This window comes from Modestobacter sp. URMC 112 (assembly GCF_053502575.1).
Genome location: NZ_CP199957.1, coordinates 1,792,374 through 1,811,569, shown reverse-complemented (window position 1 = coordinate 1,811,569; position 19,196 = coordinate 1,792,374). Strand labels below are relative to the sequence as shown.

Below are 19,196 nucleotides of genomic sequence, written 5' to 3'. Positions count from 1 at the left end.
CCACGTCCGCGGGGGACGGCCCGTCGGGGGAGACGCTCAGACCTCGACGGCAGCGCCGCAGATGCCGCAGACCTCGAACTCCCGGCGACGCCAGCGCGCGATCGGGACGAAGAACACGGAGAACTGGCGGAACTCCCGGATCCGGTCCCACGTCGTGGTGTTGCCACAGCGAGGGCAGGTCCGGACCTGCCCGGGGCCCAGGTGTCGCTGCTTGGTCCCGAAGCCGAAGAGGAAGAACACCCCGCCAGCGTAGGAAGACCCGCCCAGCGGACCGCTGGCCGGTACGGCGGGCAGCGGCCCGCGGCAGCGGGACCGTCGTCGTCAGACCCGGGTTGCGGCGACCGCCCGGCGGGCGTCCTCGGCGACCAGGTCGGCGTTGACCTGCGCCCCCGCGAAGGCGCCGGCCGACGCCGCGGCGCCGACCTGGGCGGCCAGGTCGGTGACGTTGCCGGCGACCCAGACGCCCGGGACGCCGCTGCGGCCGGCCGGGTCGGCGGGCAGGTGCACGCCCATCCCCGACGGGTGCGGCACCGGGACCAGCCCGAGACCGGCCAGGAAGCCGGCGCGGGCGACCATCCGCGACTGGACGGTGACCACCGTCCGTGCGACGAGCCGGCCGTCGGCCAGCCGCACGCCGGCGAGTCGGTCGCCGGCGACCTCCACGCAGGCCACCGCGCCGGTGACCACCCGGACGCCGAGCGCGGCCAGCTGCTCGGCCTGCTCGCCGGACGGCGCCGGCTGCTCGTGCGTGAACAGCACGACGTCCGCGCTGAGCTGGCGGAAGAGCAGCGCCTGGTGCACCGCCATCGGGCCGCAGGCCAGCACCCCGATCGCCTGGTCCCGGACCTCCCAGCCGTGGCAGTACGGGCAGTGCAGCACGTCGCGGCCCCAGCGCTCGCGCAGGCCGGGGACGTCGGGCAGCTCGTCGACCAGCCCGGTGGTCACCAGCAGCCGGCGCGCCGCGACGGTGCGCCCGTCGGCCAACTCGACGCGGAACCCGTCCCCGGCGCGGGCGGCCCCGGTCGCCTCGCCGACGACGACGTGCCCGCCGTAGCTCCGCACCTCGGACCGGCCGCGCTCCAGCAGCTCGCCCGGCGGCATCCCCTCCCGGCCCAGCAGCCCGTGCACCCCCGCGGCGGGCGCGTTCCGCGGTGCGCCGGCGTCCACCACCAGCACCGTCCGCCGTGAGCGGGCCAGCATCAGCGCCCCGTTCAGGCCGGCGGCACCCCCGCCGACCACCACGACCTCGTACCCGTCCCTCAGCTCATCGGTCACCGTGACCACCTCCACGGCGACCCTGCGGCCTGCCTGGGCAGAACCGCAAACACCTTTGCCAGCATGGCAAACTGCACCGCATGGACGACGACCTCGACGCCGCGCTGGCCGCCGCCGGACCCCGGCTCCGCGCGCTCCGCACCCAGCGCGGGTCGACGCTGGCCGACCTGTCGACGGCGACGGGCATCTCGGTGAGCACCCTGTCGCGTCTGGAGTCCGGCAGCCGCCGCCCGACCCTGGAGCTGCTGCTCCCCCTGGCCAAGGCGCATGGGGTCACCCTCGACGAGCTCGTCGCCGCCCCGCCGACCGGGGACCCCCGCGTCCACCTGCGCCCGGTCACCCGCCACGGGATGACCATGCTCCCGCTGACGCGCCGGGCCGGCGGCATCCAGGCCTACAAGCTGGTGCTCCCGGCCGGCGGCGCCCGGGGGGAGCCGGAACCGCAGACCCACGAGGGGTACGAGTGGCTGTACGTCCTGGACGGACAGCTGCGCCTGGTCCTCGGCGAGCACGACCTGGTGCTCTCCCCCGGCGAGGCGGCGGAGTTCGACACCCGCGTGCCGCACTGGTTCGGCCCGGCCGGGGCCGGCCCGGTGGAGGTCCTCAGTCTGTTCGGCACCCAGGGCGAGCGGGCGCACCTGCGCGCCCGTCCGAAGGGGGCATCGGGGACCGGGTGAGGACGTCGGCGAGCACGGCGTAGGTCCGCCGGGCCATCAGCCCGGCGTCCATGTCCCGCACGGCGCGCCGCCGCGCCCGGGCGCCCAGCTCGGCCCCTCGGCCCGGGTCGGCGAGCAGGCCGGCGAGCGCCGCGGCCAGCGCCGTCGCGTCGCCGGGCGGGACGACGACCGCGTCCTCCCCCACCGCGACCGCGACGTCCCCCACGTCGGTGGCCACGCACGGCAGCCCCGCGGCCATCGCCTCGAGCAGCACCAGTGGCAGCGCCTCCGCGCGGGAGGGCAGGCAGAAGAGGTCCAGGCCGCCGAGGAAGGCCGGCACGTCGGTCACGAACCCGCGGAACTCCACCGGGAGCCCGGCCGCGGCGGCGCGCAGCCGGGCGTCGTCCCGCCCGGCCCCGCCGATGACGACGTCGACGGCCGTGCCGCCCGCGACCAGCGACGCGACCGCGTCGATCAGCACGTCGAAGCCCTTCTGGGCGGTCAGCCGGCCCAGCGCGCCCACCCGGGGCACTCCCGAGCCGGCCGGGCCGCCGGGCGTGACGGGCAGGTCCACGCCGTTGGGCACCACGGTCACCCGGTCGTCGGGCAGCGCGAGCTCGCCCAGCAGCTGCCGGCGTCCTCCGGCCGAGGGGGTGAGCACCCGGGCCATCCGCGCGTACAGCGCCGCCAGCTCCGCCCGCCGGGCGCCGGTCCCGGCGTCCCCGGGTAGGTGCAGCACCCCGACGACCGGGGCGACGTCCAGTGCCGCGGCGACCGCGGCCGCGTTCGAGCCGGGGTCGACCAGGTTGGCCAGCACGACGTCCGGTCGCCGGGCGGCGACGGCCGCCCCGAGCTCCGGGGCGTCGTCCCGGTGCCGGGCCAGCGGGACGACGTCCAGCTGCCCGCCCGGCACGACCGCGGCGAACCGCCCGGCCACCTGCTCGGCGCAGACCACCGACGCCGTCCAGCCGTTCTCCTCCGCCCGCCGGGACAGGTGGGTCAGGTAGACCTCCGCACCTCCCCAGGCGTCGGAGTCCGCCACCAGGACGACGCGGGGGCTCATCCGACGGGGACCGCGAGCACCTCGCGGGCGGCGGCGAGCACGTCGGCGGGCCGGACCGAGGTCGCGCAGCGGAAGTCGATCGGGCACTCCAGGTGGGGGCACGGCGCGCAGGGGACGCCGGCGACCACGGCGCGGTGCCGGGGGCCGGTGTGCGCCCAGCGGACCGGGTCGCCGGGCAGGAACACCGTCACGCTGCGCGCGCCGACCGCGGCCGCGAGGTGCGCGGTGCCGGTGTCGTTGCCGACCAGCACCGCGCCGTCCCGGAGCAGCGCGGCCAGTCCGCCGAGGCTGGTCGTCCCGGTGAGGTCGGTGGCCGGGGCCCGCATCCGGTCCCGCACCGCGGCGCTGATGGTCCGCTCGCCCGGGACGCCGGTGAGGACCACGTGCCAGCCGTCGGCGGCCAGCGCGTCGCCCACCGCGGCGTAGCGCTGCACCGGCCACCGCCGGGTGGGGGACGAGGCCCCCGGGTGCAGGACGACGTACCCGCCGGGGGCCAGCCCGGCGGCGGCGAGCGTCGCCGCGTGCTCGGCCTCGTCGGCGGCGGTGACCGGGAAGGCCATGCCGGCGGGCGGTCCGGCGGGCAGGCCGAGGTGCTCCAGCAGCCGGACGTGCCGGTCGGCCTCGTGCAGCTGCGTCGGGTAGCGCAGGTGCAGGGCTGCGGACGCCGGCGGCGGGTCCCAGCCGGTCGGGGCGAACCCGCCGACCAGCCGGGCGCCGAGCGCCGCGGTCACCCGGTTGGCCGCCGGCCGGTCGCCGTAGGCCTGCACGGCCAGGTCGAAGCGCCGCTGCGCGGCGGCCTCGGCGAAGGCCGGCCATCCGTCGGGGTCCGGGGGCCGGTCGGGGATGCCGTCCGCGCCCGGGAAGGGCAGCAGCTCGTCGACGACGTCGTCCATCCGGTCGACGACCGGGGCCATTTCCGCCCAGGTGACGAGGCTGACCCGGACGTCCGGCCGGGCCGCCCGCAGCCGGCGCAGCGCCGGCACCGAGCACAGCAGGTCACCCAGCCCCACCCGCAGCCGGACCAGGGCCACCCGCCGGACGGCCGGGTCGGCGAGCGGGGCGGTCACGGCGGCATCCTGCCCGTCCCCGTCACACCGTGCACGGCGGCAACGGGGTCAGCGCGGAGCTCCTCAGGTGCCGCGGCCAGAGGGCGCTACCGCGCCCGGGCCAGGACCACCTCGGTCGTCGACCCCGGAACGATCTGCGGCACGTGGTTGAACCGGTACACCAGCGGCAACGCGGCGAGCGCCGCAGCGACTCCCAGCAACACGTAGTTGACCGTGCTGGGGTGGTGCCAGGGCAGGTAGCGGATGGCCAGCGCGCAGCTGGACGTGAACAGGAGCGCGCCTACCGCTCCGGTCCCGGTGTACCGACCGGCGTCCTCACGGTCCATCGCCTTGATGTCGTATGCGGCGTAGAGGAAGAACGTGAGGATCCCGGCAACGGCGAACGTGAAGACGGTCGACAGGTCCACCCAGGTGGCGTAGAGGGTGAGGGCCAGCGCGACCCCGACGCACGTGTTGCGCTTCAGGTTCAGACGCGCCGTGGCCGCTGCCACGAGGGTCTGCTGGGCGGCCCAGACGCGGGAGCGCTCCTCGTCCTCTTGGGCTCGGATGGCGGCGAGCCGCTGCTCCTCCAAGTCGCGGGCCCGCTGTTCGGCCTGTTGCCCGGCGCGCTCCACCTGCTCCGCCGCCTGCCTGGCCAGCCTCTCCTCCCGCTCGGCCGCCTCCCGGGCGCGGCTCCGCTCGGCGATCGCCTGGCGTAACGCCTCACGCTCGGCTTCGACCTCCGCCTCCACGTCCTCGCGGATGTCCAGCTCCTCCACCGGGGTGAGGACCCGCCCCTCGGCCATCGCCGCGGTCTGTGCCACGGCCAGCGCCCGCTCCACCCGGCGGGCCAGCTTCGCCGCCTCGGTCGCCGCCTCCACCGCAGCTCTCGCGTCGGCGTCGCGGCGGGCGTCGTCCGCCTCCCGCCGCTCCTGCTCCCGCTCCCACGCCAGCTCGCGGTCGACCTCGGCCTCGGCCTCGGCCTGCAGTCGAGCCCGCTCCTGCGCCTCGCTGGCACGCTGAGCCTCACGTCGCGCGCGGGCGTCGGCCTCGGCGGCAGTGCGGTCGCGTGCCTCTTGGTCCGCGCGCCTGGCCCGCTCCCGCTGCGCGTCCGCTGCGGCGGCAGCCTCGACCGCCGCGGTCTGGCGGTCCACCGCTGCAGTCGTGCGGTCCTCGGCCGCGATGATGTCGCAGGTACGGCAGTCGCCGTACCTGCCGTGGGCGCAGGCGAAGAGTGTCATGTCGGCTCCAGGTGTCGTCGGACTCCCGCTCAGATCGGCCACCGGCAGCCGAGGCTGTATCGCCCGTTCGAGCGATCATGAGTCCGACCGGACGGCGTCGGACGTCGCACGGACAGCGCGTCAGGACCGTGGTGGCCGCGCGGAGGGGTCAGCGGCCTCGGCAGCCGGGCAGCGGTGGTGACGCCGGCGGCGGCGTCCTGCCCTGCTGCGTGCGCGGGCAACCTCTGCTTCACTGCGGGACCGCGGAGGAGGACCTGCGTGCGCCGCGGTCCGTCGGGAGGGAGTCGCCGTGCACGTGCTGCGGCTGTGCAGCGTGTTCGAGCCCTCGACGGGCCTGGACGACCGCGCCGCCCGGTACGACCCGATCGGGGGCATGCAGAACCACACCGCCGCGCTCACCCGCAGCCTGGACGCGCGCGGCGTCCGGCAGACCGTGGTCACCTCCCGGCTCGGCGGGCCGCGGTCCACCGCCGGGCTGGGCAGCGCCGCGCGGGTGCACCGGACGGGGGTGCCGACGACGGGGCTGCGCCAGCTGTGGGCGCTGGCCGCGCTGCCCCGCGTGCTCCGCCGCCGTCCCGGGGACGACGCCGGCCGGGTCGACCTGGTGCACGCACACCAGGGCGAGGACCTGGCCACCCTGGTACTGGCCCGGCTGGCCGCGCGCCGGCACCGAGCCCCGCTGGTGGTGACCGTGCACTGCAGCGTCGGGCACACCCTGGCCGGCGCGGGCCGGCGCGCCCGGCTGCTGCGCTCGCTGGGCGGCCGGCTGGAGCGTTCCGCGCTGCGGCGGGCCGACGCGGTCGTCGTGCTGACCGCGCGGACCGCGGACGCCCTGCGGGCCGACGGCGTCCGCCCGGACCGGATCGCCACCATCCCCTCCGGCTTCGAGCCGGACGTCTTCGCCGCGGCGCGCACCGACCTCCCCCGGGCGGCGCGGCCGCGGATCGGTTACGTCGGGCGGCTGGCACCGCAGAAGCAGGCCGACGTGCTGGTCCGCGCCTTCGGCCGGATGCGGGAGGAGGCCGACCTGGTCGTCGTCGGCGACGGGCCCGACCGGGACGTGGTCGAGCAGCTGGTCCGGGACAGCCCGGCGGCCGACCGGATCACGATGCGCGGCTTCGTCGAGCACTCCGCCGTCCCGGCGGTGCTGTGCTCCCTCGACGTGCTGGTGCTGCCCTCGGCTTACGAGGAGATGGGCTCGGTCCTGGTCGAGGCCATGGTCGCCGGGCTCCCGGTGGTGGCCAGTGACGTGGGCGGCATCCCGGAGGTGGTCGGGCACGGGGTGACCGGCCTGCTCGTCCCACCCGGGGACGTCGACCGGCTGGCCGCCGCGCTGGACGAGCTGGTCGCCGACCCCCGGCTGCGGTCCCGGCTGGCCGCCGGCGCCCGGGCCCGGTCCCGCGGCTACGCCTGGCCGCACCTGGCCGGACGGGTCGCCGGGGTGTACGCCGCGGCGCTGGGCCCCGCGGCGGCCACGGCCGGATGACCTCGCCGCGGGTCGCGGTGCTGGTGCCCGTGCACGACCAGGCGGCGTACCTCCCCCGCGCGCTGGACAGCCTGCTGGCCCAGCAGGCGGTGGACTGGGAGGCGGTCGTCCTGGACGACGGCTCCCCCGACCCCGGGGACGTCGCCGCCGCGGTGGCCGCGGTCGCCGACGGCCGGGTCCGGCTGGTCGCCTGGCCGGACAACCGCGGGCTGGGCGCCACGCTGAACGCCGGGCTGGACGCGACCGCGGCCGACGTCCTGGCCGTGCTGCCGGCCGACGACGTGTGGTTCGCCGACCACCTGTCCCGGCTGCTGGACTGCCTCGCCGACCCCGCGGTGGTGCTGGCCCGGTCCCGGCTGTCCGAGCCCGCGGACACCGGCTACGCCCAGCTGGTCCAGGTGGCGCACCGGCGCACCGGCGACCGGTGGACCGAGCGCGCCGAGCTGGAGACCGACGACCTGGACCGGCTGTACTGGACCCGCGTCGCCGCCCGGGGCCGCACCGCGGACACCGGCCGGGTGACCTGCGCCTGGACCCGGCACCCCGGCCAGCGGTCCCGGGCGATCCGGGAGTCCTCCGACGGCGGGCTCAACGTGTTCCGCAGCCGCTACCGGGTGCCCGGGCCGCTGCGCTTCGCCTCCACCGACGGCGGCGAGGTCGACGAGGGAGCCCGCTACGCCCGGTTCCGGCAGGCACGCCTCCCGCCCGCGGCGGACGGGCTGCGGGTGCTGGTGGTCGGCGAGCTGGCGTTCAACCCCGAGCGGGTGCTCGCCCTCGCCGAGCGTGGGCACCGGCTCAGCGGCCTCTGGACGACCGACGGGCTCGGCGACGCCACCGTGGGCCCGCTGCCGTTCGGGCACGTCGCCGACCTGGATCGCGACCGGTGGCGGGACGCGGTGCGCGAGCTCGCGCCGGACGTCGTCTGGGCCCAGCTGAACTGGCGGGCGGTGCCGTTCGCGCACGCCGTGCGGTCCGCCTTCCCGGACCTGCCCTTCGTCTGGCACTTCAAGGAGGCCCCGCAGCGCAGCGTCGTCCGCGGCGAGTGGCCGCTGCTGGCCGACCTGGTCACCGGCGCCGACGCCTGCCTGCTGGCCACCGAGGAGGAGCGGGACTGGTTCGCCGCGGCCCTGCGCGGGCGGGTGGACCCGGCCCGGCTCGGCGTGCTGGACGGCGACCTGCCCAAGCGCGACTGGCTGGACGCGCCGCTGGGCCGCAAGCTCTCCGACGAGGACGGCGCGCCGCACACCGCCGTCGTCGGCCGGCCCGCCGGGCTGGACGCCGACTGGGTGCTGGAGCTGGCCCGGCGCGGCGTGCACGTCCACCTGCACGGCCAGGTCCGCGCTCCCGGGCCGAAGGGCTCCTGGACCGGCTGGCTGGACCGGGCGCTCGCCGCCGCCCCCGAGCACGTGCACCTGCACCCCGCCGTCGGCCCGGAGGGCTGGGTCCGGGAGTTCTCCCGGTACGACGCCGGCTGGCTGCACCGCTTCGACAGCGACAACGGCGGGGACCTGCGCCGGGCGAGCTGGGACGACCTCAACTCCCCCGCCCGGCTGCCGGTGTGCGTGGCCGCCGGGCTGCCGCTGCTGCAGCAGGCCAACCCCGGCTCGCTGGTCTCGGTGGAGCGGGTGCTGCGGGCGGAGGGGACCGGGCTGTTCTACCGCTCCGCCGACGAGGTGGCCGACCTGCTCCGCGGCGAGCTCGCCGGGCGGCGCGGGCAGGCCGCGGCGCTGGCGGTCCGGGAGCGGCACACCTTCGACGCCCACGCCGACCGGCTGGTCGCGCTGTTCCGGTCGGTGGCCCGCTGACCGCTCACCGCGCCAGCTCCGCGTAGAGGTCCACCAGGGACGTGACGTGCCGTCCGGGGTCGTGCCGGTCCCGCACGCGTGCCCAGCCGGCGGCACCCAGCCGCGCGGCGGCGGCCGGGTCCTCGACCAGCGAGGTCAGCGCCCCGGCCAGCGCCGCCGGGTCCCCGGGAGGGACCAGCCGGCCGGTGACCCCGTCCTCGACCAGCTCGGGGATCCCGCCGACCGCGGAGGCGACCGCCGGCACCCCCTGCGCGGCGGCCTCCAGCACCGCCATCGGGCAGTTCTCCCACCACAGCGCCGGCAGCACCGCTGCCGCCGCGCCGCGCAGCTGGTCCGCGACCCCGGCCGGCGGGAGCGGCCCGAGGACGTCGACCGGGAGCGCGTCCGCCGCCACCCGGGCCCGTAACTGCCCGGCGATCGGGCCGGAGCCGACCAGCCGCACCCGGACGCCGTCGGGCAGCCGCGCGGCGGCGTCCAGCAACGTGCCGACGCCCTTCTCGGCCACCAGCCGGCTCGCGAACAGCACGTACGGCGGCTCGTCGCGAGCACGCCGCGGCTCCGCGGCGGCGACCACCGGGTTGGGCAGCACCCGGACCCGGTCGGCGGGCAGCCCGCCGGCCACCACCCGGTCGCGGAGGAACGCGCTGGGCGCCACGAACCGGTCCACCCGGTCGTAGAGCCCGCGCCCCCGGGCGGCGTAGGCGTCCGCGGCCGCCGCCACCGAGCGCCAGCGCGAGCCCTCCAGGCAGCGGTGCCGCACCACCTCGACATAGCGGCCGGACAGGCAGCGGGTGCACGGCGCACCGTCGGTGAAGAGCCGGTAGTTCGGGCACACCGGCTTGTAGTCGTGCAGCGTCATCACCGTCGGCACGCGCCGCCGGCGCAGCGCGTCGAGCACCGACGTCGTCAGCCGCTCGAAGACGTGGTGCACGTGCGCGACGTCCGGCCGGACGTCGTCCACCACCTGCGCCAGGGCCCGGTAGGAGCGCGGCGACCAGGTGCCGGCCCAGGCCTCGCCGAACCGGGTCCGGGCCCGGCTGCCGGCCGCGACCGGCAGCCGGGCGCGCACCGGCGTGGGCAGGGTCCGGTCCTCGGCGACGGCGAAGGGCACCACCTCGTACCCGGCCTCCCGCAGCAGCCCGGCGGTGAGCACGAGCATCGTCTCGGCGCCGCCGGGGCCCTCGGTCCAGTGGTTGCCGACGAGCAGGACCCGCACCTCAGGCCGGCGGGTCGAAGCGCAGCACCGCCTGCAGCGGCGGGCTGGGCAGCCGGCGTCCGGCCAGGTCGGCCAGCAGCTGGGGCCCGTCGTCGAAGGCGACCACGTCGGTGACCAGGTGCTCGCGGACCTCCCCGCCCCGCTCGCGCAGCAGGTCGAGGGTGGCCGCGGCCAGCGCGGCCCGCGGCCAGGCGTCGGCCATGCCGCGGGGCACCCGGTTGATCTGCGCGCAGACGACCGCCAGCCCGTTGTGGTGGAACTCCTCGCCGAGCCGCACGCCCGTCGCCCCGCCCTGGTAGAAGCCGAGGTCGACCACGACGCCCTGCGGCCGCAGCGCCTTCAGCGCGGTGGCCAGCGACGAGTCGTGCCCGCGGCACTGCAGCGCCAGGTCGGCGCCGCGGTCACCGGGGCCGTGCCGCCAGCGTTCCTTGGCCACCCGCCACGCGGAGCCGTCGGCGTCGTCCACGGTGGCCAGGCCCAGCTGGTCGGCCACCGCCCGGCGCTCGGGCGACGTCTCGGCCACCAGCACGTCGGCCGCGCCGTGCCGGACGGCGAGCAGCGCGGTGAGCAGCCCGATCACGCCGGCGCCGGTGACCAGCACGTGCCGGCCGCGGACGCCGGCGTCCAGGCCCGAGCCCGGGCCGGCGAAGGCAGCGGTGGCGTGCAGCAGGCCGTTGACGCAGATCGGGCCCATCTGGGCCAGGTAGATCCCCAGCAGCGGGTCCAGGTCGTCGGGCACCGGCACCAGGACCGCCTGCGCCGGATCGACGCACCGGCCGGTGCGGTGGCCGTGGGCCGTCGCGACCAGCGTCCCCTCGGCCAGCGCGCCGGTGCGGCTCTCGGTGACCCGGCCGACCTCCATGTAGCCCAGGGCCCGGACCGGGTAGCCGGCCGGCGGCGTCCCGGCCCCGAAGGCGCGCAGCTCCGGGTCCCAGCCGACCTGGTGCTGCGGGTCGGTGCCCCGGACCAGGGCGACCTCGGTGCCGGCGCTGACCCCGCTCCACTCGGTGTGCACCCAGGCCTGGCCGGGGCCGGGCTCCGGTTCGACGTCCTCGAGCACCACCGGACGGCCCGGCCCGGCCACCCCGATCGACCGGATCGGCCGCCCGGTCACCGGGCTCCCACCGGCGCGGGGAGCTCGACGACCCCGTCCCCGGCGGCGGCCGCGGCCACCGCGGTCACCAGCCGGTGGGTGCGCAGCGCCTCGGCGTAGGTGGTGCGGACGTCGTCGCCCTCGCCCCGGACCGCGGCCACGAACGCCCGGTCCTCCGCGACGATCGGGTCGTACGCCCGGTCGACGGTCCGCTCGCCGTCCCGGTCGGTGACGGTCAGCTGGTGCTCGGTGAGCCACAGGCCGAGCCCGGGGGCGACCAGCTCCACCCCGATCCGGAACTTCCCCGGCGCCAGGCAGCTGTTGGAGAACGACCCGACCGCGCCGGACTCGAACCGCAGCGCCGCGGTGCTCACGTCCTGGATGTCGCCGGGCCCGTCCCCGGACCGGGACCCGACCGCGGCTCCGCCGGTGACCTCGCCGACCAGTACCCGGGCCACGTCGAAGAGGTGGGTCGCCTGCTCGACGGTCTGCCCGCCGGACTCGTCCTGGCGCGACCACCACGGGGCCTTCGGCGCCTGGTCCAGCCAGGCGGCGCGGACCAGCCGCGCCGGCGCGTCGGCCAGCAGCTCGCGGGCCTGCTCCAGGGTGTCCAGGTAGCGCCAGTGGTAGCCCACCGAGGTCAGCAGGCCGGCGTCCTCGATCCGGGCGGCCAGCCGCTCGGCGGTGGCCAGGTCGGCCGCCAGCGGCTTCTCCACGAACAGCGGCAGACCCCGGTCGAGCGCCGCCTCCTCCAGCGGGCCGTGCCCGTGCGGCGGGACGCAGACGTAGAGCGCGTCGAGCTCCTCGGCGTCCAGCAGCTGCTCCCAGCTCCCGTACGCGGCGCCCCCGGCCCGGTCGGCGAGCTCGCGCGCCCGCTCCTGCTGGGGATCGGCCACGCCCACCACCTGCACGCCGTCCTGGGCCGACAGCGCGTCCACGTGCCGGCCCCCGATGAAGCCGGCCCCCACCACTCCGATGCGTGTGATCACCAACGGCTGGTGCCCCCGGTCCGCCGGAGCCAACCGCCGGGTGCCGCCGGGGCCCGGCGCGCGACACTCGCCCGCATGCGGACCGGGGCGCGGCACGACGAGTACCACTTCACCACCGTCTGGCGGGTGGCCGGCAGCATCGCCGAGGTCCGCGCCGTGCTCAGCGACAGCGACGCACTGCCCCGCTGGTGGCCGTCGGTGTACCTGTCCGTCGTCCAGACCGCACCCGGGGACGCCGCGGGGGTGGGCCGGGCCGTGGACCTGCACACCACCGGCCGGCTCCCCTACACGCTGCGCTGGACGCTGGAGATCACCGAGACCATGACAGACGCCGGGTTCGCGCTGCGTGCCACCGGCGACCTGGCCGGCACCGGCCGCTGGACGTTCCGCCAGGACGGCCCGGAGGTGGAGATCACCTACGACTGGCGGGTGACCGCGACGAAACCGCTGCTGGCCCGGCTGGGCTGGCTGCTGCGCCCGGCCTTCGAGGCCAACCACCGCTGGGCGATGGACCGCGGGGAGGAGAGCCTGGCCCTGGAACTGCGCCGCCGGCGGGCGGCCGGGGACGCCGAGCGGGCGGCCGTCCCGCCCCCGCCTGCGCCGACCTTCCGCCGGACCCGCCCGGGAGGCCAGGATGCCCGGGCATGAAGTACGTGATGACCTACCGGGCGGTGCAGGACTTCCTGCCGCTGGCCCAGCAGCACTACCCGGCGCACGCCCAGCGGGTCCAGGAGTTCGCCGGCCGCGGCGTGCTGCTGATGGTCGGCACCTTCGACGAGCCGATGGACGGCACCGCGATGGGCGTCTTCACCACCCGGGAGGCGGCCGAGGAGTTCATCGCCGGCGACCCGTTCGTGCTGGGCGGCGTCGTGGCGAGCTGGACGGTCCGGCCCTGGGACGAGGTCCTGCAGCCCTGAGCCGCCGGCCGCCTCACCCGACCGGGTGAGGCGCGCTCCCCCAGCGGGCTCCTCCGCTTGCCTCGCGCCCCGGTCCTGTCGTTGATCGACCTGTCGGAGCTCGGAGGTCGGCGGGAGGAGGTGAGGGTCGTGCGGGTCTCGTTCGTCGTGTACGCCGTCGTGTACGTCGTCCTGGAGATGGTCGGCTACCAGCTCGAGCAGATCGGCTGGCCGCGGATCACCGCGCTGGACGTCGCCAGCGCGGTCACCAACGCCCTGCTGTGGGTGGCGGTCGCGGCCGCCGTCGTCGTCGCCGTCGACGTCCTGGGCGACCGGTGGCGCCGGCACCTGCGGGCGCAGGAGCGGGAGCTGGCCTGGGTGGCCGCGTGGCAGCGACGTCAGAGCTGGTCACCCGGCACCTTCATCAGCGTCCCCAGCTGGCGCCCGGTGCTGGCCCTGCCGGCCGCGGAGCCGGCACCCGATCCGGACGAGCCGCGCCGGGTCCACCTGCTGTAGCCGTCCGGGCAGGTCGGCGCGGCGTTTCGCGCACCCGGCGACTGGGCATCCTGGACTCCCGGCTTCGAGAAGGGGAGACCATGGACACCTGGCTCATCGTCCTGATCGTGATCGCCGTCGTGGTCGTGCTGGCGCTCGTCGCCATGGCGGCCGCGCGGAGCGGCAAGGCGGGCAAGGAGCGCAAGGCCGCGCAGGCGCGCGACCACCTGCAGGAGGCCCAGGCCCGGTCGGTGGCGGCCGACAAGGAGCAGGCCATCGCCGACGAGCAGGCGGCCCGCGCCCGCCGCGAGCGGGCCGAGGTGCAGGAGCGCGCCGCGCAGGCCGAGCGGGAGGCGCAGGAACGCGCCGGCCGGGCCCACGAGGAGCGGACCGCGGCCCAGCAGCTCCAGGCCAAGGCCGAGAAGCTGGCCCCGGGGCTGGGTCGCGACGACCGGACCGGCGGCACCGACCGGCGGTGACGCGGCGCCACGGGGGGCCGTGCGGGCCCCCCGTGGGATGCCGCGCAGGAGGAAAAAGGGCCGATCGGGGGTCCGGTGCAGCGCGCGGGGGGCATGTACGGCTAGGGTTCAGTCGTCGGGAAGGCCCTGCAGATGGCAGGACCCCGACGTACGACCTCAGCTAGGAGCGAGCAATGCCCGAAGGAACAGTGAAGTGGTTCAACGCCGAGAAGGGGTTCGGCTTCGCCACCCCTGACGGGGGCGGCCCGGACGTCTTCGTCCACTACTCGGCGATCCAGACCAGCGGGTACCGCTCGCTCGACGAGGGCCAGCGCATCTCGTTCGACGTCGAGCAGGGCCAGAAGGGCCCGCAGGCCGCGAACGTCACCCCGCTCTGACCTAGAGCGGTCGGCTGGTCACAGCCACAGACCAACGACAGCGCCCCCGCCCGGGAGACCGGGCGGGGGCGCTGTCGCGTTGCGGGGGCCCCGGTTCCGCTCGGCTCAGCGCGCCCGGGGGACGTAGCCGCCGATCAGCGCCGACATCAGCAGCGCCCCGTCGTCCGGGCCCAGCGCGACCGCGGCATCGGACAGCGCCTGCCACCGCTGCCGCTCCACCTCGGTCAGCGCCCCGGCCGCCCGGGCGGCCAGCTGCTCCAGCAGCCGGTCCCACTCCCCCTGCGGCGTCGGCCACAGCCCGGTCAGCCGCCGTGCCTCCGCCGACGCGGAGGTGAACCGGACGATGTCCCCGGCGTGGTTGGTCAGCACCTGCACGTACCCGGCGGCGGCCAGCGCGTTGGCCGCGGACACCACCTGCGGCTTGGCCAGCCCGCTGGCCGGCACCACCGCCCCCAGGTAGGGCGCGCTCCCGTGCGGCGGCTCGTCCAGCAGCCGGACGACGGCCCGCAGCACGGGCAGGTCGCGGGTGAACCACACGTCGGGCAGCGGTTGCTCCGCGGTCATGACGTCCTCTCGATGTCCCCTGCCGGGACGGCACCCGGCCGGTCCACGGTACGAGGCCCCCGCGGGAGCCCGATCCGGCGGGTGACCCGCCGCTGACCGTCTGGTGGTGCCGCGCTGACCTGCGTGGACGCACCGGTCCCGAGCGCCGGCGCCGCGCGGCCCGCCGGTGGCGCGGCGGCCGTACGGTGGGGTCATGACCACATCCGCCCAGCAGCCCCAGGTCGTCAAGACCGACGAGGAGTGGCGCGCCCAGCTGTCGACGGAGGAGTACGCCGTCCTCCGCGAGGCCGGCACCGAACGTCCCTACACCGGCGAGTACGTCGACACCAAGACCGTCGGCGTCTACTCCTGCCGCGCCTGCGGCGCCGAGCTGTTCCGCTCGGAGACCAAGTTCGACTCGCACTGCGGCTGGCCGTCCTTCTACGAGCCGTCGGTGCGTGACAACGTCGTCCTCCGCGACGACCGCAGCTACGGGATGCTGCGCACCGAGGTGCTCTGCGGCAGCTGCCACAGCCACCTCGGGCACGTCTTCGAGGACGCGCCGCAGACGCCGACCGGCGACCGCTACTGCATCAACTCGGTGAGCATCCGGCTCACGCCCGCCGAGGGCTGAGCGACCCGGCACGCAGCAGCGCCCCCGCCCGGGGTCACGGGGCGGGGGCGCTGCACTGTCAGAAGTCGCCGACGGAGGAGGCTCTGCGGACCCGGCGCGGGGCCGGAGGCTCCCGCCGGGCACGCAGGCAACGGCTCAGCGCCGATCGGGTACGGCTCCTGGTTGCGGTGTCGTCCGGAGGACGACGGTGTGCATTGCTCAGCGGGCGCCGGTGAGCTCGGGGCGCAGGGTCAGGACCAGGCCGAGCGCGGCGTAGCCGAGCAGCAGGTGCCCGGCCGCCACGTAGGTCGCCGCACCACTGAGGACGACGGAGACCGGGATGACCACCGGCGCCCAGCTCTCCGCGCCGAGCGGCCAGAAGCGGGCCAGGCCCTGCCAGCGGCCGGCGATGGCGATCCGGATGCCGATGGCGAACATGCCGATCATCGACAGCGGCCAGAAGGCGTCCAGCGCCAGGAACAGCGCGGTGTCGTGCCGGCTGGGCACCAGCGCCCACAGCACGGTGGCGGTGATCGCCAGCGCGAGCATCACGTGCTCGGCGTGCAGGAAGCCCCGCGCCAGCCGGCCGGTGCCGGTGGCCCCGGTCCGCAGCTGGACGGCGACCAGCGCGACCAGCCCGAGCTGGAACAGCAGCGAGCTGGCGTCGTAGGTGAGCCGCTGCCAGCCCTCGGCCGGGTTGAGCCCGAACACCAGGATGCCGGCCGCCCAGGCGGTGGTGCCGGTGGTGACCGCGATCCCGGCGCGCCGGACGGCCGCCGTGGTCGCGGGCGCGGCGTGCCCCGCCACTCGCTGGAGGGCGGACTGTGCGGTGTCGGTGCGGGCCGGTACGGGGGTGGTGCTGAGGGACATCGGAGGTCCTCCGGTCGGGGGGCGGTGCCCGGTGCACCGCGCTGGGGAGGACCCTCCCGGGCCGGCGTCCCGGGCCCCCAGGGCCCGGCGCCCCCGATCCGGTCCCGTCCGGTGTCCCGGGACATCCGGGACGGCGAGCCCTCCCCGGCGGGACACCGGACCGGCGATGATCCCCGCGTGCAGCACCTGCAGACGCCGCCGGCCGAGCGCGCCGGGGCTGCCGCCGCTCCTCCGGAGCCGTCCGCGGACGCCGGCGGGGCACCGGCCGCCGTCCGGGCCACCGCCTGGCTGCTCGTCGTGGTCACGGTCGGGTCCGCCCTCGGCGCCGCGGTGCTCGACGTCCTCACGCCGGCCGCGGCGCGGGAAGCCGCGGGGGCCACCCCGGGCTGGATCATCGGGCTGCCGGGGGCCGCGCTCGCCGTCCCGGCCGCCCTGCTGCTGCACCGCCGGCCCCGCAACGCGGTGTCCTGGGTGATCGGCGGCACCGCCCTGCTGTGGGCGCTGGACGGGGTCGCCCAGTCGTGGCTGACGCACGCCGTCGCGTCCGTCCCGCCGCTGCCCGGCGCCACCGCGTCGTTCTGGTTCGTCCAGCGCTTCGGCGCCTGGCTGCTGCTCGGGCTGCCGCTGCTGCTCCTGCTCTACCCCTCGGGCCGGCTGCCGGCCGGTCGGTGGCGGCCGGTCGCGCTGCTGAGCCTGGCGTCGACGGCACTGCTGCCGACGCTGCTCCTGGTCGTCCCCTCCGAGATCGCCGACGCCCGCGCCGGCTCGCGGACACCGGAGGTCTACCGCGCGCTGGACCTGGACCCGACCAGCCTGCCCCTCCCGGAGTCCGTGGTCCTCCCCCTGCTCCGGGTGGCCTTCCCGATGGCCCTCTTGGGCGTCGTCGTCCCGGTGGCCGCCGTCGTGGCCCGGTACCGCCGGTCCTCCGGTGAGGACCGGCGCCGGATGCGGTGGCTGCTGTGGGCGGCCGTGGTCGACCTGCTGGTCATGGTCGGGACGCTGCTCGCACCCGGGGACATCAGCTCGTTCTCGCTGTCGCTGGCCATCACCCTGACCGGCGCGGCGATCGCGGTGGGGATCCTGCAGCCGCGGGCCGTGGACATCGACCGGCTGCTCGGCAGCACGCTGGTCTACGGCGGGCTGGCCGTCGCCGTCGTGCTGCTGGACCTGGCGGTGGTCGCCGCAACCGGCGCCCTGCTCGGGGACCGGCTCGGGCAGCGCGACGTCGCGTTGCTGGCCCTGCTGGTGGTGACGGCGCTGTACGTGCCGCTGCGCGCGCAGCTGTGGCGGGCGGTCCGGCGGTGGGTCCTCGGACAGCGGGAGGACCCGTACCTGGTGGTGTCCACGCTGGCGGAGCGGCTGGAGCGGTCCGAGGACCCCGGCGAGCAGCTGGTCGCGGTGGCCGGCGCCGTCGCGGAGGCGTTCCGCTCCCCCTATGTGGGCGTGGAGGTGGACCGGGCCGGCGGGGACCACCTGGTGGCCGAGCACGGCGAGCGGCCGGCGGCGGTGCAGGCGCTGCCCATCACCTACCGGGGCGAGGAGGTCGGCCGGCTGCTGCTCCCCCGCTCCGGCGTCCGCGCCTCGCTGCTCACCCGGGACGAGCGGCTGCTCGCCGACGTCGTCCGGCAGGCCGCGGCAGCCGCCCGCGCCGGATCGCTGGCCGCGGAGCTGCAGCACAGCCGGGAGCTGCTGGTCGCCGCCCGCGAGGAGGAGCGCCGCCGGCTGCGCCGCGACCTGCACGACGGGCTGGGTCCGACCCTGGGCGCGGTGGTGCTGCGCATCGACACGGCCCGGAACCTCGCCCGCACCCGGCCGGAGGACGCCGACGCCGTGCTGCGGCAGGCGCGCGACGACGTGGCCGGCGCGCTGGCCGACGTCCGGCGGCTGGTGCACGACCTGCGGCCCCCCGCGCTGGACGACCTCGGGCTGGTCGGCGCCGTCCGGCAGCAGGCCGAGCGGCTGCTGGCGCCGCGGGTGGCGGTCGAGGTCACGGCCGCCGGCGTCGACGAGCTGCCGGCCGCCGTGGAGGTGGCCGCCTACCGGATCGCGTCCGAGGCGCTGGCCAACGTCGCCCGGCACGCCCGGGCCACCCGCTGCGCCGTGGACCTGTCCCGCTCCGGGGACTCCCTGACGGTCACGGTGACCGACGACGGGGTGGGCATCCCGGCCGGCGCCCCGGCGGGCGTGGGACTGGTCTCGCTGCGCGAACGCGCCGCGGAACTGGGTGGGCGGTGCGCGGTGGGCTGCCCGGACGACGGCGGCACGGTGGTGCGGGCGGAACTGCCCCTGGGCGGGAGGAGCGGTCGTGGCTGAGGTCGGAGAGGACGCCGAGCCGTTGCGGGTGGTGGTCGCCGACGACCACCCGGTGTACCGCGACGGGCTGGCCGCGCTGCTGTCCTCGGTGCCGGGGCTGACGGTGGTGGGGACGGCGGCCGACGGCCTGGCCGCGGTGCGGCTGGCCCGGGAGGAGCAGCCGGACGTGGTGGTGATGGACGTGCAGATGCCCGGCCTGGACGGCATCGAGGCCACCCGGCAGGTCACCGCCGAGCAGCCGTCGGTGGGCGTCGTCGTGCTGACCATGAGCGAGGACGACGGCACGGTCTTCTCCGCGGTCCGGGCCGGCGCCCGCGGCTACCTGCTCAAGGGTGCCGACCAGGAGGAGGTGGTGCGGGCGATCACCACGGTGGCCGCCGGGGGCGCCGTCTTCGGTGCGGCGCTGGCCCGGCGGATCGCGGACTTCTTCGTCGCCGGCCCGGCCGGCCCGCCGGCGGCCTTCCCGCAGCTGACCGCCAGGGAGCGGGAGGTGCTGGACCTGGTGGCCGCCGGGCGGTCCAACGCGCAGATCGCCGCGGCGCTGTACCTGTCGCCGAAGACGGTGCGCAACAACGTGTCCAACGTGCTGGCCAAGCTCCAGGTCGCCGACCGCGCCGAGGCCATCATCCGAGCCCGCGACGCCGGCCTGGGAAGGTAGCGCCGGGCACTCTTGCGGCGGTGCACGCGCTCTCGCGGCCGTGCAGCACCGCAAGAGCGGTCGGAACACCGCAGGAGCCCTC

General features: G+C 77.0%; 21 protein-coding genes. 11 read left to right on the top strand and 10 right to left on the bottom strand.

All coding sequences use genetic code 11. From position 1 onward, the window contains the following. Window positions 1–36 precede the first annotated feature (36 nt). A complete protein-coding gene (locus tag ACWIX6_RS08550) occupies window positions 37–240 on the bottom strand; it encodes a zinc-ribbon domain-containing protein (RefSeq protein ID WP_448616416.1) in 204 nt (67 codons plus the stop codon). A gap of 81 nt (window positions 241–321) precedes the next feature. Next, window positions 322–1,275, bottom strand: coding sequence for an NAD(P)/FAD-dependent oxidoreductase (locus ACWIX6_RS08545; protein WP_448616415.1), 954 nt, complete (start codon window positions 1,273–1,275; stop codon window positions 322–324). 80 nt (window positions 1,276–1,355) lie between these two features. On the opposite strand from ACWIX6_RS08545, the gene ACWIX6_RS08540 reads away from it, so the two are divergent. Next, window positions 1,356–1,952: a helix-turn-helix domain-containing protein gene (locus ACWIX6_RS08540; RefSeq protein ID WP_448616414.1), complete on the top strand. Its 597-nt coding sequence runs from the start codon at window positions 1,356–1,358 to the stop codon at window positions 1,950–1,952. Here ACWIX6_RS08540 and ACWIX6_RS08535 read toward each other — a convergent pair. The 3 genes from ACWIX6_RS08535 to ACWIX6_RS08525 form a co-directional block, all read right to left on the bottom strand. Next, window positions 1,879–2,994, bottom strand: coding sequence for a glycosyltransferase family 4 protein (locus ACWIX6_RS08535; protein WP_448616413.1), 1,116 nt, complete (start codon window positions 2,992–2,994; stop codon window positions 1,879–1,881). The two genes, ACWIX6_RS08540 and ACWIX6_RS08535, sit on opposite strands and share 74 nt — an antisense overlap. Continuing rightward, window positions 2,991–4,061 (bottom strand): glycosyltransferase family 9 protein, encoded by a 1,071-nt coding sequence (locus tag ACWIX6_RS08530; RefSeq protein ID WP_448616412.1) that lies wholly within the window; start codon window positions 4,059–4,061, stop codon window positions 2,991–2,993. Before ACWIX6_RS08530 ends, ACWIX6_RS08535 begins: the two co-directional genes overlap by 4 nt. An 86-nt stretch (window positions 4,062–4,147) precedes the next feature. Next, window positions 4,148–5,281, bottom strand: coding sequence for a hypothetical protein (locus ACWIX6_RS08525; protein ID WP_448616411.1), 1,134 nt, complete (start codon window positions 5,279–5,281; stop codon window positions 4,148–4,150). A gap of 289 nt (window positions 5,282–5,570) precedes the next feature. On the opposite strand from ACWIX6_RS08525, the gene ACWIX6_RS08520 reads away from it, so the two are divergent. Both ACWIX6_RS08520 and ACWIX6_RS08515 read left to right on the top strand, forming a co-directional pair. Beyond that, window positions 5,571–6,767 (top strand): glycosyltransferase family 4 protein, encoded by a 1,197-nt coding sequence (locus ACWIX6_RS08520; protein ID WP_448616410.1) that lies wholly within the window; start codon window positions 5,571–5,573, stop codon window positions 6,765–6,767. Beyond that, window positions 6,764–8,572, top strand: coding sequence for a glycosyltransferase (locus ACWIX6_RS08515; RefSeq protein WP_448616409.1), 1,809 nt, complete (start codon window positions 6,764–6,766; stop codon window positions 8,570–8,572). The genes ACWIX6_RS08520 and ACWIX6_RS08515 overlap by 4 nt, the downstream gene beginning before the upstream one ends. 4 nt (window positions 8,573–8,576) lie before the next feature. Here ACWIX6_RS08515 and ACWIX6_RS08510 read toward each other — a convergent pair whose 3' ends face one another. From ACWIX6_RS08510 to ACWIX6_RS08500, 3 genes are read right to left on the bottom strand one after another with little or no spacing between them, the layout of a single operon-like run. Beyond that, window positions 8,577–9,788 carry a glycosyltransferase gene (locus ACWIX6_RS08510; protein WP_448616408.1) on the bottom strand — a complete coding sequence of 404 codons (1,212 nt, stop codon included), beginning with the start codon at window positions 9,786–9,788 and terminating at the stop codon, window positions 8,577–8,579. A gap of 1 nt (window position 9,789) precedes the next feature. After that, complete coding sequence (locus ACWIX6_RS08505) at window positions 9,790–10,902, bottom strand: zinc-dependent alcohol dehydrogenase (protein ID WP_448616407.1); 1,113 nt, start codon at window positions 10,900–10,902, stop codon at window positions 9,790–9,792. Beyond that, complete coding sequence (locus ACWIX6_RS08500; protein ID WP_448616406.1) at window positions 10,899–11,870, bottom strand: Gfo/Idh/MocA family protein; 972 nt, start codon at window positions 11,868–11,870, stop codon at window positions 10,899–10,901. Before ACWIX6_RS08500 ends, ACWIX6_RS08505 begins: the two co-directional genes overlap by 4 nt. A gap of 75 nt (window positions 11,871–11,945) precedes the next feature. On the opposite strand from ACWIX6_RS08500, the gene ACWIX6_RS08495 reads away from it, so the two are divergent. From ACWIX6_RS08495 to ACWIX6_RS08475, 5 genes are all read left to right on the top strand, one after another. Beyond that, the gene (locus ACWIX6_RS08495) at window positions 11,946–12,518 is read left to right on the top strand and encodes an SRPBCC family protein (protein WP_448616405.1); all 573 of its coding nucleotides are present in this window, start codon (window positions 11,946–11,948) and stop codon (window positions 12,516–12,518) included. Further along, a complete protein-coding gene (locus ACWIX6_RS08490; RefSeq protein WP_448616404.1) occupies window positions 12,515–12,787 on the top strand; it encodes a YciI family protein in 273 nt (90 codons plus the stop codon). Before ACWIX6_RS08495 ends, ACWIX6_RS08490 begins: the two co-directional genes overlap by 4 nt. 129 nt (window positions 12,788–12,916) lie before the next feature. Next, on the top strand, window positions 12,917–13,282 hold the full coding sequence (locus tag ACWIX6_RS08485) for a hypothetical protein (protein WP_448616403.1): 366 nt from the start codon (window positions 12,917–12,919) through the stop codon (window positions 13,280–13,282). 80 nt (window positions 13,283–13,362) lie between these two features. Beyond that, window positions 13,363–13,740, top strand: coding sequence for a hypothetical protein (locus ACWIX6_RS08480; protein ID WP_448616402.1), 378 nt, complete (start codon window positions 13,363–13,365; stop codon window positions 13,738–13,740). A gap of 173 nt (window positions 13,741–13,913) precedes the next feature. Further along, the gene (locus ACWIX6_RS08475; protein ID WP_073420333.1) at window positions 13,914–14,117 is read left to right on the top strand and encodes a cold-shock protein; all 204 of its coding nucleotides are present in this window, start codon (window positions 13,914–13,916) and stop codon (window positions 14,115–14,117) included. A gap of 105 nt (window positions 14,118–14,222) precedes the next feature. On the opposite strand, the gene ACWIX6_RS08470 is transcribed toward ACWIX6_RS08475, so the two are convergent. Then, window positions 14,223–14,681 (bottom strand): hypothetical protein, encoded by a 459-nt coding sequence (locus tag ACWIX6_RS08470; RefSeq protein WP_448616401.1) that lies wholly within the window; start codon window positions 14,679–14,681, stop codon window positions 14,223–14,225. A gap of 193 nt (window positions 14,682–14,874) precedes the next feature. Here ACWIX6_RS08470 and msrB point away from each other — a divergent pair, with 193 nt between their 5' ends. Next, window positions 14,875–15,294 (top strand): peptide-methionine (R)-S-oxide reductase MsrB, encoded by a 420-nt coding sequence (gene msrB, locus ACWIX6_RS08465; RefSeq protein WP_448616400.1) that lies wholly within the window; start codon window positions 14,875–14,877, stop codon window positions 15,292–15,294. Window positions 15,295–15,492: 198 nt separating this feature from the next. Here msrB and ACWIX6_RS08460 read toward each other — a convergent pair whose 3' ends face one another. Next, on the bottom strand, window positions 15,493–16,143 hold the full coding sequence (locus ACWIX6_RS08460) for a hypothetical protein (protein WP_448616399.1): 651 nt from the start codon (window positions 16,141–16,143) through the stop codon (window positions 15,493–15,495). Between the two features lie 177 nt (window positions 16,144–16,320). On the opposite strand from ACWIX6_RS08460, the gene ACWIX6_RS08455 reads away from it, so the two are divergent. Next, window positions 16,321–18,456: a histidine kinase gene (locus tag ACWIX6_RS08455; protein ID WP_448616398.1), complete on the top strand. Its 2,136-nt coding sequence runs from the start codon at window positions 16,321–16,323 to the stop codon at window positions 18,454–18,456. After that, on the top strand, window positions 18,449–19,114 hold the full coding sequence (locus tag ACWIX6_RS08450; protein ID WP_448616397.1) for a response regulator: 666 nt from the start codon (window positions 18,449–18,451) through the stop codon (window positions 19,112–19,114). Before ACWIX6_RS08455 ends, ACWIX6_RS08450 begins: the two co-directional genes overlap by 8 nt. Window positions 19,115–19,196: the final 82 nt, after the last annotated feature.

Bases quoted from the DNA above. Each gene is read 5' to 3' on its own strand.
- ACWIX6_RS08540 (WP_448616414.1), top strand. From the start codon at position 1,356: ATGGACGACGACCTCGACGCCGCGCTGGCCGCCGCCGGACCCCGGCTC.
- ACWIX6_RS08535 (WP_448616413.1), bottom strand. From the start codon at position 2,994: ATGAGCCCCCGCGTCGTCCTGGTGGCGGACTCCGACGCCTGGGGAGGT.
- ACWIX6_RS08525 (WP_448616411.1), bottom strand. From the start codon at position 5,281: ATGACACTCTTCGCCTGCGCCCACGGCAGGTACGGCGACTGCCGTACC.
- ACWIX6_RS08515 (WP_448616409.1), top strand. From the start codon at position 6,764: ATGACCTCGCCGCGGGTCGCGGTGCTGGTGCCCGTGCACGACCAGGCG.
- ACWIX6_RS08495 (WP_448616405.1), top strand. From the start codon at position 11,946: ATGCGGACCGGGGCGCGGCACGACGAGTACCACTTCACCACCGTCTGG.
- ACWIX6_RS08490 (WP_448616404.1), top strand. From the start codon at position 12,515: ATGAAGTACGTGATGACCTACCGGGCGGTGCAGGACTTCCTGCCGCTG.
- ACWIX6_RS08480 (WP_448616402.1), top strand. From the start codon at position 13,363: ATGGACACCTGGCTCATCGTCCTGATCGTGATCGCCGTCGTGGTCGTG.
- ACWIX6_RS08475 (WP_073420333.1), top strand. From the start codon at position 13,914: ATGCCCGAAGGAACAGTGAAGTGGTTCAACGCCGAGAAGGGGTTCGGC.
- ACWIX6_RS08470 (WP_448616401.1), bottom strand. From the start codon at position 14,681: ATGACCGCGGAGCAACCGCTGCCCGACGTGTGGTTCACCCGCGACCTG.
- msrB (WP_448616400.1), top strand. From the start codon at position 14,875: ATGACCACATCCGCCCAGCAGCCCCAGGTCGTCAAGACCGACGAGGAG.
- ACWIX6_RS08460 (WP_448616399.1), bottom strand. From the start codon at position 16,143: ATGTCCCTCAGCACCACCCCCGTACCGGCCCGCACCGACACCGCACAG.